This is a genomic window from Paenibacillus kyungheensis, from assembly GCF_028606985.1.
Lineage (GTDB): Bacteria > Bacillota > Bacilli > Paenibacillales > Paenibacillaceae > Saccharibacillus > Saccharibacillus kyungheensis.
The window spans coordinates 2,764,362-2,781,069 of sequence record NZ_CP117416.1 but is presented as its reverse complement, the minus strand read 5'-3'; the positions used below and the strand labels follow the sequence as shown (position 1 = coordinate 2,781,069).

The window sequence follows — 16,708 nt, the reverse complement described above, 5'->3', positions numbered from 1 at the left end:
ATTGTTTGCTGTTTCTTTTTTTTTGGTTTCATTCATGAAAATGTGGTTATTTATATAAAATGAAATTAAAAACACAGATTTAATTTCTGTATTCAAGAAATATGTTGTTTATCAGTTATAATGTACTTTGAAAACCTTTATAATATTTATTTATCAAACATATAAATTTGTTTTAGAAGATTATTTTCGTTAAAAACAACATTTTTGTTTGAAATAGTGATATTATATGCTCTAGTAAACAACATTTATCTTTGAAATCCCAATTAAAGGAGTGGAAGACATGGAACGCGAGATGGCATTGGAAATTGTAAGAGTAACAGAAGTCGCGGCATTGGCTTCGGCTCCCTGGATGGGACGCGGTGACAAGAACAGCGCAGACGAGGCGGCTACACTAGCGATGCGTGCGATGTTCGACTCTGTATCGATTAACGGTACTGTTGTAATCGGTGAGGGTGAGATGGATGAAGCTCCAATGTTGTATATTGGAGAAAAAGTGGGAAACACAGATTCACCAGAAGTAGATGTAGCAGTAGACCCGTTAGAAGGAACAGCCATTGTGGCGAAGGGGTTGAATAATGCACTGTCGGTTATTGCTGTAGCCGATAAAGGTAACCTTCTGCATGCTCCTGATATGTATATGGAGAAATTAGCTGTAGGCCCTGCATTAGTAGGCAAGCTCAGTATTGAAGATCCTGTCGATGTGACTTTGCATAAAGCATCCAAAGCACTCGGTAAAAATATGGCGGATATCACGGTTATGATATTAGATCGTGATCGTCATGAAAGTATTATCAAAACATTGCGTAAAGTAGGCGTTCGGATCAAATTTATCAGCGATGGCGATGTAGCAGGCGCTATGGCTCCTGCTTTCCCCGAAGCAGGGATTGATCTTTACTTAGGATCAGGAGGCGCACCGGAAGGTGTACTGGCTGCTGCTGCACTATCCTGCCTTGGTGGTGAACTACAAGGTAGATTGATGCCAGCCAATGCAGCGGAGTTTGAACGCTGTCAGGCAATGGGTATCGAAAATCCGTACCAGATTCTTACGATGCAGGATATGATCGGCACCGACGATGTTATTTTTGCCGCAACAGGTGTAACGCCTGGTGAAATCCTGGGTGGTGTTCGTTATCTGGCGGATGATCGTGCAGAGACGCATTCAATCGTTATGCGTGCCAAAACCAAAACGATCCGTTATATCAAATCTCTTCATTACTTACCGAACAAAGAAGTACTTCACAAAGTCAGAAAAATTCAAGCAACCGGACAGCCTGAAGATCGCCGTATAGCGGCTGTAGAATCTGTTGTAAGCACCAAAAAGCAACCGGTTGAATCGAAATCTTCTTCTTAATCAAATCATAGTTATACCTTCCGTTATAAGACAGTCCTTTATTCAAGGGCTGTCTTTTTTAATGTTGATTTGAAGAATCGAAGAGATTGGTATAGGATAAATGATAATGAATCTTAATAAAGGAAGGGTTTGGGAAGTATGGAGCTTAGCTTGGATCGTGATATGTTAAAAGCTAAATTTTATCTCATAATGGAACCACATCCGGATGCCATATATAGCGCTTCTTTTGCAGAATTAAGTACAGTGGAAGGCATGAGGAAGTTTTTACAGTTCTATGCTCCTTTGCTAAAAGCACCGGATACAGAGCCAGCAGGAACTTTTTTCTGTTCCTGGTTAGGTCGCATTGCTTTGGCAGAGCAATATTATCTTTCCTTTTATAATAGAAGTATTGCATTAGACTTAGAAAATCTAACGATGGATATGTATGAAAGTAATGGATATTGTCAGTTTGCATTTCGGATTCAGCAGTGGAGTGAAGAGCAAGGAACCGGTGCTTCTGCGGAGCGAGAATTATTTCGCCAGACTCATCTCAAACAGTTGTATCAACAAACGCTTCGTCCTTTGATCGAAGCAATATCGACAGTTACAGGCGCTCATGCTCGCGTATTCTGGCGGCAATTCCCAAGCCAGTTTAATTATTTTATTCAAGCATGGCAAGAAGAAGCTTCATCGACAACGATTGTAGAGCAGATTAAAGAAGATCATCACTATGTGACCACACAAATGGAAGCGGAAACGTTTGGCTTATCACGCAATCCGCTCCATATACCCACTCGTTATACGACCAGTATTCAAGGAGATCAATCAATTCCGTTAAAAAGCGCTTGTTGCTTGTATCATCGTATGGATGACGGAGATTATTGTTTCTCTTGTCCTAAGCTTAGTGAAACCGATCGAGATGAACGTCGTCTCGCTTATCAGAGTAAGGAGGGGAACTAATTGATTATTGGCATTGTATCCGATACACATATATCTAGTCGTAATCGTTATCTGCCAGCTCATTTATTAGAAGGGTTGCAAGGGGTAGACCTTATTGTACATGCAGGAGATTTCTGTGATTGGTGGGTGTATGAAAAGTTATCTGAATTGGCTCCTGTCGAAGCAGTAGCAGGTAACAATGATGGAGACGATATTGTAGAACGACTTGGATTGCAGAAAATAATAGAGGTTGCTGGCAAGCGAATTGGTCTGGTTCATGGAGATGGATGGAGAGGTACAACGCCGGATCGAGCGTTTAACACTTTTCCTAATGAAGCTGTCGATATCATCGTATTCGGGCATTCTCATACGCCTTTATCTGAGATACGGGAAGATATCCTATTATTCAATCCAGGATCACCGACAGACAAGCGTCGCGAACCAAGATACTCTTACGGTAAAATTATAATCGAAGGCGATCAAGTATCAGCCGAACATTTCTTTTTTGATAAAGAATAATAACACCAAAAAAAGAGAAGCTTTATATTCCAAGGTTTCTCTTTTTTTTTGGTACAACAAGTTATTGAACTAAAGTATAGTTTACAATATAGTATTAAAAGGAATTTTATATTGATTTTTCTAAATATTATATAGGGAAGAAGCTGTATTTATTGTTGGATAATTTTTCGATATTTTGCATATTATTTTCAAAAAGGTTTCGTTATATTCATATGGAAAAATTATACTCTAAATGATATTGTTAACTTAAACCTGATAAATTACATTTTAAGTAACAGGTTTAAAAAAATGTATTCAAAAGGAGCGATTTTTGGATGAAAAAATGGGTAACAACGGTATTAGCGGCTACGATGTTAGCATCAGTTGTAACAATTGTGCCGACAACTGCTGTACCAACAACTACAGTAGAAGCAGCCGGTGTCACTAACACTACAATCGTTGTCAAAGCAGGCGAAGTGTATGATGGCAAAGGAGCACGCTTCATCGCAGGAAGTGCTCTTGGAGATGGCAGTCAAAAAGAAGGTCAAAAACCTATTTTCCGCGTTGAAAATGGAGGTACATTGAAAAATGTAGTACTTGGTTATCCAGCGGCTGATGGCGTACATACTTATGGGAACGCTACTCTGGAGAACATCGTCTGGGAAGATATCGGTGAAGATGCAATGACAATCAAAGAAAGTGGAACAGTTACTCTTAAAGGTGGTTCGGCTACCAATGGTGATGATAAAATGTTCCAGATCAATGCAGCTTCTACATTCAAAGTAAGCAACTTTAAAGGTTCTAAAGCAGGTAAATTTATTCGTCAATTGGGCGGAAGTACATTTAAAGTAAATGTAACGATCGACAATTGCGATATTTCTGATATGAAAGAAGCGATTTTCCGTACAGATAGTTCTACCAGTACAGTGAAAATGACTAATACTCGTTACCATAATGTAGGCACTAAATTTATCGGTGTGAAAAACATTACGGAAAGTGGTAACACTCAATACTAATGAATATTAATGCTTGGCTAGCTCAAGCATTTGCGCATATGTTTGCCCAACACTAACCCTTATTTGTCCTTGTTCTTAGCAAATCCCCCCTTGCTATAAATACAACATTTAACCTCCAACTCACATCTTAGTGAGTATGGAGGTTCTTTTTTGTGCATAACAATGTAAGCAGTCAACGTATATTTTCAGATGCCAGATGTATCAGAAATTTCATATTTAATCTTTTTTTAAGTAATTCATGATCTAAATTTAAGGTTAATGCGCCAAAATGAAATCTACATAAAAAGTATATCTGAATGATGGATGATTGGGGAGGAATACCTATGGAAGTAAGAGCAAGCAGTCTATCAAAATCACGATCAAGAATAGATATTCCGCTGATTTTGATTTTAATCCTTTCTGCTTTTCTAAATGTGTGGAAGATTTGGGAAAATGGAAACGCCAATGCCTACTATACAGCGGCAGTAACAAGTATGCTTCAAAGTTTTCACAACTTTTTCTATGCTTCGTTCGATCCCGGTGGATTTGTGACGATCGATAAGCCTCCTGTAGCGTTCTGGGTGCAGACGTTATTTGCATCTATTTTTGGAGTGCATGGATGGAGCGTCACCTTGCCTATGGCACTTGCAGGTGTAGGATCGGTTGGATTAATCTATCTGATTGTTAAGCCTACTTTTGGAGTAAATACAGCACGGCTTGCAGCGCTAATGATGGCGGTTACTCCTGTAGCGATAGCAGTACAACGTTCCAACAATGTAGATAGTCTATTAGTATTCTTTTTACTATTAGCGACATGGATGCTACTTAAAGGTGTAAAGCAACAGAAAGCGCTGTGGATTATCGCTGGTTTCTCTATGATCGGTGTTGCTTTTAATGTGAAAATGCTACAAGCGTATATGATTCTGCCTGCTTTATATGTATTTTATCTACTGGCTTATCAAGTGAATTGGAAGCAAAAACTATCGGTGCTTGCGATAGGAACAGTATTACTCGCAGGGATCTCGGTCTCATGGGCAATGATTGTCGATAGTGTACCTGCAAGTGAACGACCTTATGAAGGAAGTAGTCTGACGAACTCTGTTATGGAACTGGCTTTTGGGTATAACGGTCTTAATCGCTTAACAGGACAGACGTCTGTACTATCACCAGAAGAGAATACAGCGCAAGTTACGGCTCCCCCGACTACCAGTAATAGCAACAACCAGATAACAGGCATGACGAATAGCCAGATGTCTCCTCCGACAGGCAATCGAAATACAGGAAAAATGTTCAATATTGGAGATGCAGGCCCACTTCGGTTATTTCAATCCAGTCTATCCGGTCAAGCAAGTCTATTATTGCCGTTTGCCATTGTATCGTTAATCGCTTTATTCGCAGGAGTACGCCGAAATACATGGCGCCGTCCAGAGTACCTTGATAGTATATTCTGGGTAATGTGGTTACTGCCTGTAGCTGGATTTTTTAGTATTGCAGGATTTTTCCATCAATATTATCTGATTATGTTAGCTCCACCTGTAGCTGTACTTGCTGCAACAGGTTTTATGGCTCAATGGAGATATTATCGTGAAGGGCGTGGATGGTTATCGTGGCTGTTACCTATTAACGTGGCTGTCACTACAGCTTTTCAAATGTATGTCATCTATCCATTTAATGCGACTATCGGTTCTGCATGGTTTTATATTATTGGTGGTGTAGGACTGGTACTAACGATAGGCTTACTGATTGGCAAAAAAGATTCTATTCTTCAAGCGAACAAGTTATATCTCGCTTCTGGAGCAATCATATTACTGATGTTGACTCCATTATACTGGTCTTCTTTTTCGATTGTTAATGCTTCTGGTAATGTAGCAATCCCAGCTGGCGGCCCTGAAGTTAAGGAAGGGTTCGGTAGATTCGGTGGTAATCCTCCTAATATGATAGGTGCAGGAGGCAGTAATGCTTCTATAAGACCTGCTAACCCGGATACTACGATGACACCTACCGAAAATACTTTGCCTTCAGAGAATACTAATACAGCACCTGCAAGAACGCCTAATCGCGGTGGAATGTATCAAACAGCCAACGAAAAATTATTGCAATATGTAACTCAACACAATACAGGTGAAAAATATCTATTTGCTGTATCGAATGCCAGTTCAGCCGCTCCGTATATTATTCAGACCGGTAAGCCTGTTATGGCAATGGGCGGATTCGGTGGAAGTGATCCGATTCTGACAGTCGATTCTTTGAAAGCATTGATTAGTAAAGGAGAAATAAAATACTTCATGATTAATGGGATCGGTGGTCGTGGTGGAGAATCAAATGAGATCATCACATGGATCAAAGAACATGGTACCGAAATTCCAACGGAAGAGTGGCAGGATACTACAAGTACGGTGTTGCAAAACAGCCTTTCCGGTGCAAATAATGCTAAAGTGCCTACTGCTACGATGAACAGCCCGATGAATGGGATGAATCGCACGAACAATAGCGGCGGATTCGGTGGGATGATGAGCGGTTCTTTATATGAAATAACACCAGCAGATCTTAATTAATACGATAGTACAAATCAAATCCTCTTTTTCCTGTAGATATTAGGCTACAGAAGAAGAGGATTTTTTGTAATATGTAGTCGATTGCGTTTCATAATATATAAGAGGTTTACATATTATCTTATACGATCTTTTTAATCGTAAGTAAGTATCAAACATTTATTAACATACTCTTATCTATCCATCTAGCCTTGTTATGAACAGAAATAAGCGGTCGTTAACGATAAAAAAGTGATCAAATGCAACATCAATTCAAGGAGGTCAACAACGATGATTAGTGATAATACTTTATACGATTGCATTATTGTAGGAGGAGGAATAGCAGGATTACAAGCAGCTATTCAGCTAGGAAGATATTCTGCTCATGAGGTACTGGTCATCGATGCAGGGCATGGACGTTCAACATTATGCCAGAACTACGGAAATATTCTTGGCTTTCCTGATGGAATATCAGGAGAGGAATTACGCAAAATTGGACGGGAACATGCTGAGCCATTAGGCGTACAATTTCATGAAGATCGCATTTTGGAAGCGAAAAAAGAAGAAGATCATTTCTTGCTTAAAGGAGCACAAGGAGAAAGTTATAAAGCTAGAACCTTATTGCTAGCGACAGGCTTGATCGATCGATTCCCACGCTTACCCGGGCTGGTCGAAACATTAGGGTATAGTGTGTATGTATGCCCGGACTGCGATGGATATGAGATTGAAGATCGCCGTACTGTCGTGATCGGTGCAGGTGAAGCTGGTGCTCAAATGGCTTTGATTTTGTCAGAGCGTACTTCAGATCTTATCTATATCAATCATGAATCCAAGCCATTCCGTCCAGAAACGATGGAACGTCTACAAGAAAAAGAAATATCGTATATTGAATCGGCTGTAGATATGGTCAATTATCACGAAGGTGGTATTATCCATAGTGTAGAGTTAGAAGGCGGTCAGGTGATAGAAGCAGAGCGTGGTTTTATAGCTTTTGGAGGCAATCATGTGAATTCAGAACTTGCAGAGCAATTAGGTGTAGAGACTATTCATAATCATCATATCGAGACAGATCCGCGCTCCAAAATGAGCAATATTGAAAATGTCTGGATTGCTGGAGATCTGGGTGCACATTCTGAGCAAGCTAATATTGCAATGGGTGAAGGCGCACAGGCAGCTATTTGGATCAATAAAACGTTATCTAAAATGAAAACGAGCCGTAAAGAACAAACAGTACGGTCGTAATCTTCTTTTTATAATATTCTAGAAAGCAAAAGACGATTTAAAGTGTCTTTTGCTTTCTTTTGTGAAAAAGGTTGTGTTAAAATTAAAGTTGATTAATATTTGATTTGTCAGGTGGGGTGTCCGATTGCGTTTATATCCTAAAAAAGGATTCAGGCTTGTCACCATTGTAAGCACTATCATTGTTTTCTCTATTTTACTTACGATGATTATCTCGATTTATTCGGCCTATATCGTTAGTAAGCAAGCCCTGATTAATAATTATTTAGATAATAATTACCAGCATGCCACTGAACTTGCAAATGCGGCAGGTAATATATTAGGTACGATGCAAGAAAGTATAGATGCATTGGCTACAATATGGCAACGTGAAAATAAAATCGATCAAGATTTGTTAGAAGATTTGTATACGAATAACAAAAATTATTTTAATTCGATTGTTATTGTAAATAAAGATTTGATCGTAAACAATACAGTACCCGCAACATCAGGCGTCAAAGCAGGGCAACAATTGAGTGGACCTATTAACAATACGCTACTAGAAATTCAAATCCCTCATATTACCGAACCTTTTATGAGCAAAGACGGTAGATGGATTGTATTAGTGACCAGCCCGTTGTTTGACAAACAAGAACGGTATTACGGTTATATTGCCGGAACGATTTATTTACAGAAGTCTAATGTATTACAAGGTATTCTGGAGCAAGATTATTCATCAGATGGTTCTTATGTATATGCAGTCGGTCCGAAAGGCAATATTATTTTCCATCCTAATCTAAAATTAGTAGGATCGAATAAAGCTGCCGATGAAGCTGTATGGAAAGTGATGGCTGGCTTGGCTGGTAAGATTGAATTTACAGATCAGCAGAATCAGACCTTCTATACAGGATATGCTTATAATATGAAAAGCAGTTGGGGTGTGATTGTACAAACACCTGCATCGGTGATAAGTGTTCCACTGCGAGAATTACTTCAAAAAAGTATTTTGTTATCGTTACCTTTGTTATTGATTACGTTAGCTGCGGGTTGGATTATTACGTATCTAGCTGTGCGTCCTTTGCAGGTCTTAGCAGATTACTCTAACCGTATGGTAGATGATTGGAAAAGTGAAGCGTTACCGCCTATTCGCTCGGGGACATATGAAGTGAAAGTACTGTATCAAAGTATTCGTTTTACGACCAGACAACTACAGAAGTATATTGTGAAATTAAAAAATGAGACAGCACTCGATGGTCTAACCGGTCTCGCTAATCGGCGTAATTTTGATTCTACGCTAGAAACATGGTGTATCGGGGATGAACCTTTTGCTATGGTGATGTTAGATATCGATCATTTCAAACGAGTCAATGATACGTATGGTCATCTCACCGGAGATCGAGTCATGCAATTTCTAGCCGTCACGATGCGTAATGTCTCTCGCGAAGGAGATGTATGCTTTCGCTATGGTGGAGAAGAATTCGGAATCTTATTACGTGGATGTAATGTGACCCGCGCTTATATTGTCGCTGAACGATTACGTGAATTGCTTCATGGTACTGTGAGTCCTTCAGGAGAATTGATCACTGTATCAAGTGGGGTAGTTGCTTTCCCTGAACATGGCAAAACACCAAATGATTTGATTAGTCATGCGGATGAAGCTATGTATACTTCCAAACGAGAAGGCAGAAATCGTACTACCATTTATCAAAAAGAAATAACCAAAGCAGATAACCAAAATGAAGTAAAATCAGCGGAAGAAATAAATGTATAAACGAAATACAGATCTACCCCAAGCTCGTTCACTGTATAAGGTGAACGGGCTTTTTTTATTTTCAAAAGAACTGTATCTCACTGGCTATAGCTATAAGATTGATATGTTCTATATCTATATCAATCTTATCTATAAGCGAATTCATTGACCTTGAGCCTGATTAAGTCTACATTTATGTAACAATACCAATTAAGTAGATAGGAATTAACAACATTAGAAAAAGAAAGGGAGGACATGGAGGATGAGTGAACTTGCTGTTGCTTTATCTTTGCCGGACACACTTGAGTCCGACCTTATTCGTATTCGTCGCGAGTTGCATGCTCACCCTGAAGTTCTTTTCGATGTCGATCATACAACCACACTGATTATTGGGCTGTTACGCAAATGGGGGCTAGAAGTACAAAGCGGAGTAGGCAAGCATTTTGGTCAAGGCGTAGTTGGTATTCTGCATGGAGCAGAAGATGGTGAGACGATCCTATTACGTGCTGATATTGATGCTTTGCCGATTCAAGAAGAACATGATTATGCGTATGCTTCCCGGCGTGAAGGTTATATGCATGCATGTGGTCATGATGCTCATACTGCCATGTTGCTTGGAGCTGCTAAAGTATTGAGCGATCATCGGGAGCACTTTCGGGGAACGATCAAATTTGTTTTTCAACCTGCGGAAGAAGGGGCTCTTCGTTCTCCTTTAGATGATCGCTGGATTAGCGGAGGACGAGATATGATCGAAGATGGCATTTTACAAGGAGTGTCTCAATCTTTTGCGATGCATGTCTGGCCTGACCTTCCTGTAGGGAGCATCGGTATACACAAGGAGACAGCGATGGCGGCGTCCTGCCATTTTGCAGTTCATTTTCAAGGGACTTCCGGTCATCATAGTGCGCCACATTTATCTTCAGATGCGATTATTATGGCAGCGCGATTTGTGAATGATATGCAGATTTTTATGACGACAGGGATCAATCCTACAGAAGCCAAAGTGTTATCGTTTGGAACATTACATGCGGGAACGGTCAAAAATGTGATTGCAGGTGAAAGTGAAGTGACTGGCACTTTTCGAGCATTTCGCACAGAAACTGTCGAACGCATAACTAAAGCTATCGCTGATTATGCTCATAGTATCGCTTGTCTGCATGGTGGAAAAGCAACGATTACACAGCGTACAGGCACAGTGCTGAATAATGAAGCGTCCGCAGTAGATCGAGCAATACAAGCAGCAGAACCTATTTTCGGTAAAGAAAATGTAATGGAATTAGAGCAACCTTTTCTTGCAGGTGAAGACTTTGCATTATATACCCAGCACCGCCCGGGTGTATTTGCTTTTATCGGATGCCGTCCTCAGGAGGCAACATCTGCTTATCCGTTACATCATCCAAAGTTCGATATAGATGAACGTGTGTTGCTGTTAGGAGCTAAAATGCATATTCAATTTGCATTGGATGCGCTCGCTTAATCGCTACGTATGTATTGATATCATCGCTTGATCTATACATTCTGAGGTTCTCCAAATATCCCTAATAATATGGTGAAAGGAATAACTTATGACAGATACTCAAAGAAATCATACCCATCACCGATTATGGTTGACTGTAAGTGGTCTACTAATCGCAATATCACTGGTAGTATCCGGTTGTGGTGGAGTTGTAGAAAAAAGTAATGCTCAAGGTAGCGTAGCTACTGCTAATGGAGGTACATTGACTTACGCATTAGCAACTTCACCGGATACACTTGATCCTCATCGAAGTGGTCTAGCAGTATCGGTAAGGGTTATGCGTACCCTATATGATAGTCTTGTTGTACAGACAGCCGATGGTTCAATTAAGCCGTGGCTTGCAGAGTCGTGGACTGTATCCAAAGATGGTAAAAAGTATACTTTCAAATTACGTAAAGATGTAAAATTCCATGATGGAACACCATTTAATGCGGAAGCGGTAAAATTCAACTTTGATCGTGTGATTGATCCAGCAACCAAAGCGGCAAATGCACTTGCACTGATTCGTCCGTATACATCGTCTAAAGTCATTGATGAGTATACTGTTCAAGTTAATCTGTCGACACCTTCAGAAGCTTTTCTAGGGAATATCAGTCAAGCAATGCTCGGGATAGTATCACCTACTGCCGCCAAACAAGAAGGCGAACAATTTGGCAAAAAACCAGTGGGTTCAGGACCTTATCAATATGTCGATTGGAAAGATAATACCTCGATTTCTGTGAAAAAGAACCCTGATTATACATGGGCACCTGAAACTGTAAAAAACACAGGTGCGCCGCATATAGACGGAATAACATTTTCGATCATTCCAGAAGAAGCGACTCGAATCGGTAGTGTACAAAGTAAGCAGGTACTTGCCGCAGAGACTGTCCCTCCACAAAATATATTGGCATTAAAAAATAGCCCTGATCTACAATTGCTTCAGGCCAACACATTAGGGTTACCGTATACATTATTTATTAATGAGCGTCATGCTCCATGGGATAATGTCAAAGCAAGACAAGCGCTCCAATCGGCTATTGATGTCAATGCGATTGTCAAAACGTTATATCTAGGGACGTATGAACGTGCATGGTCTGCTCTAACGCCGGGCATTTTGGGATATGATGAATCATTAGAAAATACAAACCAACCTGATCTGACACATGCCAATAATCTACTCGATGAACTGGGATGGGTGAAAGGACAAGACGGTATACGTATCAAAGACGGTCAACGTCTTACCCTGAAATATGTAGACGGCTCTCCTAATCGGGAAAAGCGAAATGATATTGCAGCGATGATTCAACAGCAACTAAAAGCAGTCGGTATTGATGTACAAGTCAATATCACCAAAGATATTTCTACTGTTGTCTATCAAAATGGAGAATATGATCTGTATGGAAATAGTCAGGTGAACTCTGATCCGAATGCTTTATCAGCTTTCTATCATACTGCTGAGCCATCTGCACGCCCTACACTGCCAGGACTTTCTGATCCACAAATCGATCAATGGCTAGAACAAGGCGCTGTTGAAAAAGATAAAGATCAACGTGCCAACATCTATCGCAACGTACAACAACGTATTAACGAACTAGCTGTGATTATTCCTGTCTATATTTTCCCGTATACGGTTGCGGCATCTCAGACTGTACAGGGCATTTCATTTGATTATTTAGGCTATCCACTCTTTAATGATGTACGTATTGGAGGATAAGGAGGATATACATGGTACAGACGATCATTACACGTACGATTTCATCGTTACTGGTTATTTTAGGATCATTAACACTGGTATTTGCAATCTTTTACCTGTTACCGGGTGATCCTGTTCTATCCATGATAGATCCAACATATGCCACTCCTGAAATGATAGAGAATTTACGTATTCAATTAGGATTAGATCAGCCGTTTTATATTCAATTTGGTCATTATCTAGCAGATATGTTACGTGGTGATTTTGGTGTATCTATGGTCAATTCTGATCCAGTACTACCCAAAATTATAGCGAATTTTCCTTCGACATTGATCTTAACTTTAGCGAGTACGTGTATAGCAGTGTTGATCGGTGTGATCCTCGGGATATTGTCAGCTGTTCATCGTAATGGATGGATCGATATACTGGCTCGTACTATTGGATTGTTTGGTATTTCGATGCCGACATTCTGGTCAGGGATTTTGCTAATCTTAATCTTTTCAATTCAACTGGGCTGGTTCCCGGCGATGGGTTCTGACGGTATATCTACTCTGGTGTTGCCGGCGATCACGCTAGGAATCGTTGGAGCAGGATTTGTGATTCGTATGGTTCGCAATAGTATGTTAGAAGTGCTAAGTGAACCTTTTATCACTACATTACGGGCAAAAGGAATCTCTCGTCATGTCATTTTGTATAAGCATGCACTGCGCAATGCTTTAATTCCTGTCGTGACTGTAGTCGGTATGCAGATAGGAGAAATGTTAGCAGGAACGGTAGTTATTGAGACTGTTTTTTCAAGGCAAGGAATAGGACGGATTCTCGCGGATGCGATTATGGCGCGCGATATTCCGGTAGTACAGGGGGTTGTCTTTTTTACAGCTATTCTCTATGTCGTTATTAATCTACTTGTTGATATCTCGTATACCTATATTGATCCTCGTATTCGGCGGTCACTCACATAATTAATTTTAGATAAGATCGAAAGGAGGATATCGATGAAGCAGATCACACCATCCGCTACATTAACAGCAGACTGGGAAGCAAAGCAAGCTCAATCTAATGTCGTCCAGAAGTGGTCATGGCAAGCAGTTGCCAATCGTTATATGTGGTATGGTGCATTGCTGATTATTGCATTTATCATATTGTGCGCGCTTGTACCTCAGTGGATCGCTCCATACTCACCTGTAGAAATGCTAGCTGATCGCATTTTACAAGCACCGAATATGATCAATTGGTTCGGAACAGATTATTTTGGCAGAGATGTATTCAGTCTAGTTGTGTATGGTGCTCGGGATTCGTTATTAATTGGATTCAGTTCGGTCGTCATAGGTGTACTTGTAGGCGTATTGCTAGGAACGCTAGCAGGGTATAGAGGTGGCATACTGGATACGATGATTATGAGATTGATCGATATTCTGATGACGATTCCGGGGGTATTATTAGCATTAGCGATCGCTGCTGCACTTGGTCCCGGGCTTATCAATATTATTATCGCTATCTCAGTATCAGCGATCCCGGGTTATGCACGCGTTATACGTGGACAAATGGTAAGTTTGCGCAGTCGTGGTTATGTAGAAGCTTCTCGTTCGCTGGGTGCTTCGGGTCTACGTATAGTCTGGAAGCATATCCTGCCTAATGCAGTCTCACCGATTCTCGTGATGGCTACGCTAGGTCTGGGTACATCGATTCTTACAGGCGCAGGGCTTAGCTTTCTGGGATTAGGAGTGATTCATGAGATTCCAGATTGGGGTGCATTGTTATCTCAAGGCAGAGGTTATCTTACGGTCGCATGGTGGATCTGTACATTCCCCGGTCTAGCGATTACTGTATTTGTACTGGCCATCAATATTATAGGAGATGATCTTAGAGATCGGTTAGATCCCAAAAGCTCTTATCTAAAATCCTAGACGATGCTTATGTCTATGCAATTATGCAGTATGCAAAATTAGAGCGTATACGCTACACCGAAGTCCATTAAAGGATACGGTTGTAGCGTATACGTTTGTTTGAGTTCAAAAATATTGTTTCTTTCTTGACTGTAAAGGGGAATAATGACAAGATTTATTGCATATCGAATAGAGTAAAAAGAGGGGGAAGGCTATGGAGTACTTTATCGCTGTACTTGTACTACTTTTAATGATTGGTATTTCTAATATTTTGAATCGTCTGGTTCCGCTGGTTCCAGTACCTTTATTCCAGATTGCACTCGGAATTATTGTCTCGATTGTAGGCGTAGAGTTACCTCTTGATCCTGAGCTGTTTCTTGTATTGTTTATTGCACCGTTGCTATATAACGATGGACGACGAACACCAAGAGATGAACTATGGAATCTGCGGGTGCCGATTATCGCACTAGCATTTGGTCTTGTATTTGCGACGGTGTTGATTGCAGGTTATGCGATTCATAGTCTTATTCCAAGTATTCCTTTACCAGCGGCTTTTGCATTAGCGGCTATTTTGTCGCCGACAGATGCTGTTGCGGTAGGTTCACTTGCCAAGCGTGTACATTTACCACAATCGATTCATCGTCTATTAGAAGGTGAATCTTTACTTAATGATGCTTCTGGTCTGGTTGCTTTTAAATTTGCAGTCGCTGCTACTGTCACCGGTACTTTTTCATTATGGCAAGCTTCATTTAGCTTCATACTTGTAGCGCTTGGTGGACTGGCACTTGGAGCATTGATGTCTTTTATTCTTATTCGTTGTCAGGTGTGGTTGCGACGCTGGGGCATGGAAGATATTACAGTTCATGTATTATGGCAAATCTTAACTCCATTTGTTATCTACTTACTGGCGGAAGAAATTGGTGTATCCGGCATCTTGGCAGTTGTCGCTGGCGGTATTGTGCATGCAATGGAGCGGGATCGTGCTGAATCGGTACAACTCAAAATGCAACTGGTATCTACCAGTACATGGTCTGTGCTTGTATTTGTGCTAAATGGCTTGGTGTTTATGATACTGGGCGTACAGATTCCAGAAGTGATGGGTACGATATTCCAAAATGTTAATTTCAACAATGGGCGTGTACTAGGTTATGTAGTACTTATTACGTTACTTCTATATGTACTGCGCTTTATCTGGATTTATGCTTTCTGGAGTGTTCGTTATTTGTTACAGACACCTTCTGAATCGAATCGACCTAGTCTGAGAGGAATATTGTTAACTTCTTTATCTGGAGTTCGAGGAGCATTAACGTTAGCTGCTGCTTTCTCTATTCCCTATGTGCTTAATGATGGAACAGCATTTCCTGAGCGGGAATTGATCTTATTTATTGCAGCAGGTGTTATTTTGCTTAGTCTTATATTAGCGAGTATCTTCTTGCCATTATTATCTTCTGATCCTGAGCCTGTCGTCACACTGGCAGATAAAAAGAAAAAATCAGAAAAAGATATTCGTCTAAAAATTCTAGAAGCGGCTGTACAATCGGTTCATTCGAATATGAATGATTCCAATCAGGAAGCCGCCCGTAATTTGATCGCTGAAGTTAAAGGATATATGTCCAAAAGCGATGCGTTCCAAAAGCGTATTATGGAGATCAACGGCATGGGACCTCAAGAGATGGAAATTTATCTACACGGTATTCATGCAGAACGAACCGAAGTAAGACGATTACGTGATCGTGGTGAGATTACAGCAGAGATGGCGATGACTTTTGAATATCGATTAGATCGTCTGGAGACGGTACTTCGAGATCGATCAGATACAGGGATTGCAGAATGTCTGGACAAGTGGAAAGGCATGATCCCGCTGAACAATGTAGAACATTCTGAATCGCTCGAACCTCAAGACGAAGCCGCGCGAACGCATATGCTGAAAAAGCTCAAATTGCATACATCGATTGCTGCGATAGAATCTATTCAAAAACATATCAATCCAAGCAATCAACTAGCTTCAAATAAAATTATCGCCCGCTATGAGAAAGTGATCCATGCTATTCAATATCAGACAGGGCAGGCGTTACCCGATATTACACTGGATAAAGGAAAGCTTGATCTGATTACAACGGCTATCCAGAATCAGCGCGATAAAGTACAAGAGCTGTATGAGAGTGGAGAAATTGATCGTCAACATGCTCGTAAAATGCGCCATTTTGTTCAAGATTTAGAGAAATGGATACTGATGGAAAATTGAAAATATGTCAAATTTAAGACAAAACAAAAATTTTACAATAAATGGTTATCAAATTCGGTTATCTTAATCCAGGGTTGGGTAAGTTATGAATAGGAAGTAGTCGATAGATACATCTTCTACATTAC

General features: G+C 40.4%; 12 protein-coding genes. All 12 read left to right on the top strand.

The genetic code is table 11. The features are described from left to right. Positions 1 to 280: 280 nt before the first annotated feature. The 12 genes from glpX (at position 281) to PQ456_RS11755 (ending at position 16,583) form a co-directional block, all read left to right on the top strand. Positions 281 to 1,351: a class II fructose-bisphosphatase gene (gene glpX, locus PQ456_RS11810; RefSeq protein ID WP_273612457.1), complete on the top strand. Its 1,071-nt coding sequence runs from the start codon at positions 281 to 283 to the stop codon at positions 1,349 to 1,351. Between the two features lie 138 nt (positions 1,352 to 1,489). After that, complete coding sequence (locus tag PQ456_RS11805; protein WP_273612456.1) at positions 1,490 to 2,290, top strand: (2Fe-2S)-binding protein; 801 nt, start codon at positions 1,490 to 1,492, stop codon at positions 2,288 to 2,290. Beyond that, complete coding sequence (locus PQ456_RS11800; RefSeq protein WP_273612455.1) at positions 2,291 to 2,788, top strand: metallophosphoesterase family protein; 498 nt, start codon at positions 2,291 to 2,293, stop codon at positions 2,786 to 2,788. 350 nt (positions 2,789 to 3,138) lie between these two features. Further along, positions 3,139 to 3,783, top strand: coding sequence for a pectate lyase (locus PQ456_RS11795; protein ID WP_273616306.1), 645 nt, complete (start codon positions 3,139 to 3,141; stop codon positions 3,781 to 3,783). A 323-nt stretch (positions 3,784 to 4,106) separates the two neighbouring features. After that, positions 4,107 to 6,317, top strand: a complete 2,211-nt coding sequence (locus tag PQ456_RS11790; RefSeq protein ID WP_273612454.1) for an ArnT family glycosyltransferase — start codon at positions 4,107 to 4,109, stop codon at positions 6,315 to 6,317. A gap of 267 nt (positions 6,318 to 6,584) precedes the next feature. Next, complete coding sequence (locus PQ456_RS11785) at positions 6,585 to 7,535, top strand: NAD(P)/FAD-dependent oxidoreductase (RefSeq protein ID WP_273612453.1); 951 nt, start codon at positions 6,585 to 6,587, stop codon at positions 7,533 to 7,535. 124 nt (positions 7,536 to 7,659) lie between these two features. Beyond that, entirely contained in the window at positions 7,660 to 9,282 is a 1,623-nt protein-coding gene (locus PQ456_RS11780; protein ID WP_273612452.1) for a sensor domain-containing diguanylate cyclase, read from the top strand. A gap of 241 nt (positions 9,283 to 9,523) precedes the next feature. Further along, positions 9,524 to 10,738: a M20 metallopeptidase family protein gene (locus PQ456_RS11775; protein WP_273612451.1), complete on the top strand. Its 1,215-nt coding sequence runs from the start codon at positions 9,524 to 9,526 to the stop codon at positions 10,736 to 10,738. Positions 10,739 to 10,826: 88 nt separating this feature from the next. After that, positions 10,827 to 12,473, top strand: a complete 1,647-nt coding sequence (locus PQ456_RS11770) for an ABC transporter substrate-binding protein (protein WP_273612450.1) — start codon at positions 10,827 to 10,829, stop codon at positions 12,471 to 12,473. An 11-nt stretch (positions 12,474 to 12,484) separates the two neighbouring features. Next, positions 12,485 to 13,414: an ABC transporter permease gene (locus PQ456_RS11765; RefSeq protein ID WP_273612449.1), complete on the top strand. Its 930-nt coding sequence runs from the start codon at positions 12,485 to 12,487 to the stop codon at positions 13,412 to 13,414. 33 nt (positions 13,415 to 13,447) lie between these two features. Continuing rightward, positions 13,448 to 14,359: an ABC transporter permease gene (locus PQ456_RS11760; RefSeq protein WP_273612448.1), complete on the top strand. Its 912-nt coding sequence runs from the start codon at positions 13,448 to 13,450 to the stop codon at positions 14,357 to 14,359. Between the two features lie 193 nt (positions 14,360 to 14,552). Beyond that, positions 14,553 to 16,583: a Na+/H+ antiporter gene (locus PQ456_RS11755; protein WP_273612447.1), complete on the top strand. Its 2,031-nt coding sequence runs from the start codon at positions 14,553 to 14,555 to the stop codon at positions 16,581 to 16,583. Positions 16,584 to 16,708: the final 125 nt, after the last annotated feature.

What these genes read in the sequence shown, in the direction of transcription:
- PQ456_RS11805 (WP_273612456.1), top strand. Translation starts at nt 1,490, where the DNA reads ATGGAGCTTAGCTTGGATCGTGATATGTTAAAAGCTAAATTTTATCTC.
- PQ456_RS11790 (WP_273612454.1), top strand. Translation starts at nt 4,107, where the DNA reads ATGGAAGTAAGAGCAAGCAGTCTATCAAAATCACGATCAAGAATAGAT.
- PQ456_RS11795 (WP_273616306.1), top strand. Translation starts at nt 3,139, where the DNA reads ATGTTAGCATCAGTTGTAACAATTGTGCCGACAACTGCTGTACCAACA.
- PQ456_RS11770 (WP_273612450.1), top strand. Translation starts at nt 10,827, where the DNA reads ATGACAGATACTCAAAGAAATCATACCCATCACCGATTATGGTTGACT.
- PQ456_RS11760 (WP_273612448.1), top strand. Translation starts at nt 13,448, where the DNA reads ATGAAGCAGATCACACCATCCGCTACATTAACAGCAGACTGGGAAGCA.
- PQ456_RS11785 (WP_273612453.1), top strand. Translation starts at nt 6,585, where the DNA reads ATGATTAGTGATAATACTTTATACGATTGCATTATTGTAGGAGGAGGA.
- PQ456_RS11775 (WP_273612451.1), top strand. Translation starts at nt 9,524, where the DNA reads ATGAGTGAACTTGCTGTTGCTTTATCTTTGCCGGACACACTTGAGTCC.
- glpX (WP_273612457.1), top strand. Translation starts at nt 281, where the DNA reads ATGGAACGCGAGATGGCATTGGAAATTGTAAGAGTAACAGAAGTCGCG.
- PQ456_RS11765 (WP_273612449.1), top strand. Translation starts at nt 12,485, where the DNA reads ATGGTACAGACGATCATTACACGTACGATTTCATCGTTACTGGTTATT.
- PQ456_RS11755 (WP_273612447.1), top strand. Translation starts at nt 14,553, where the DNA reads ATGGAGTACTTTATCGCTGTACTTGTACTACTTTTAATGATTGGTATT.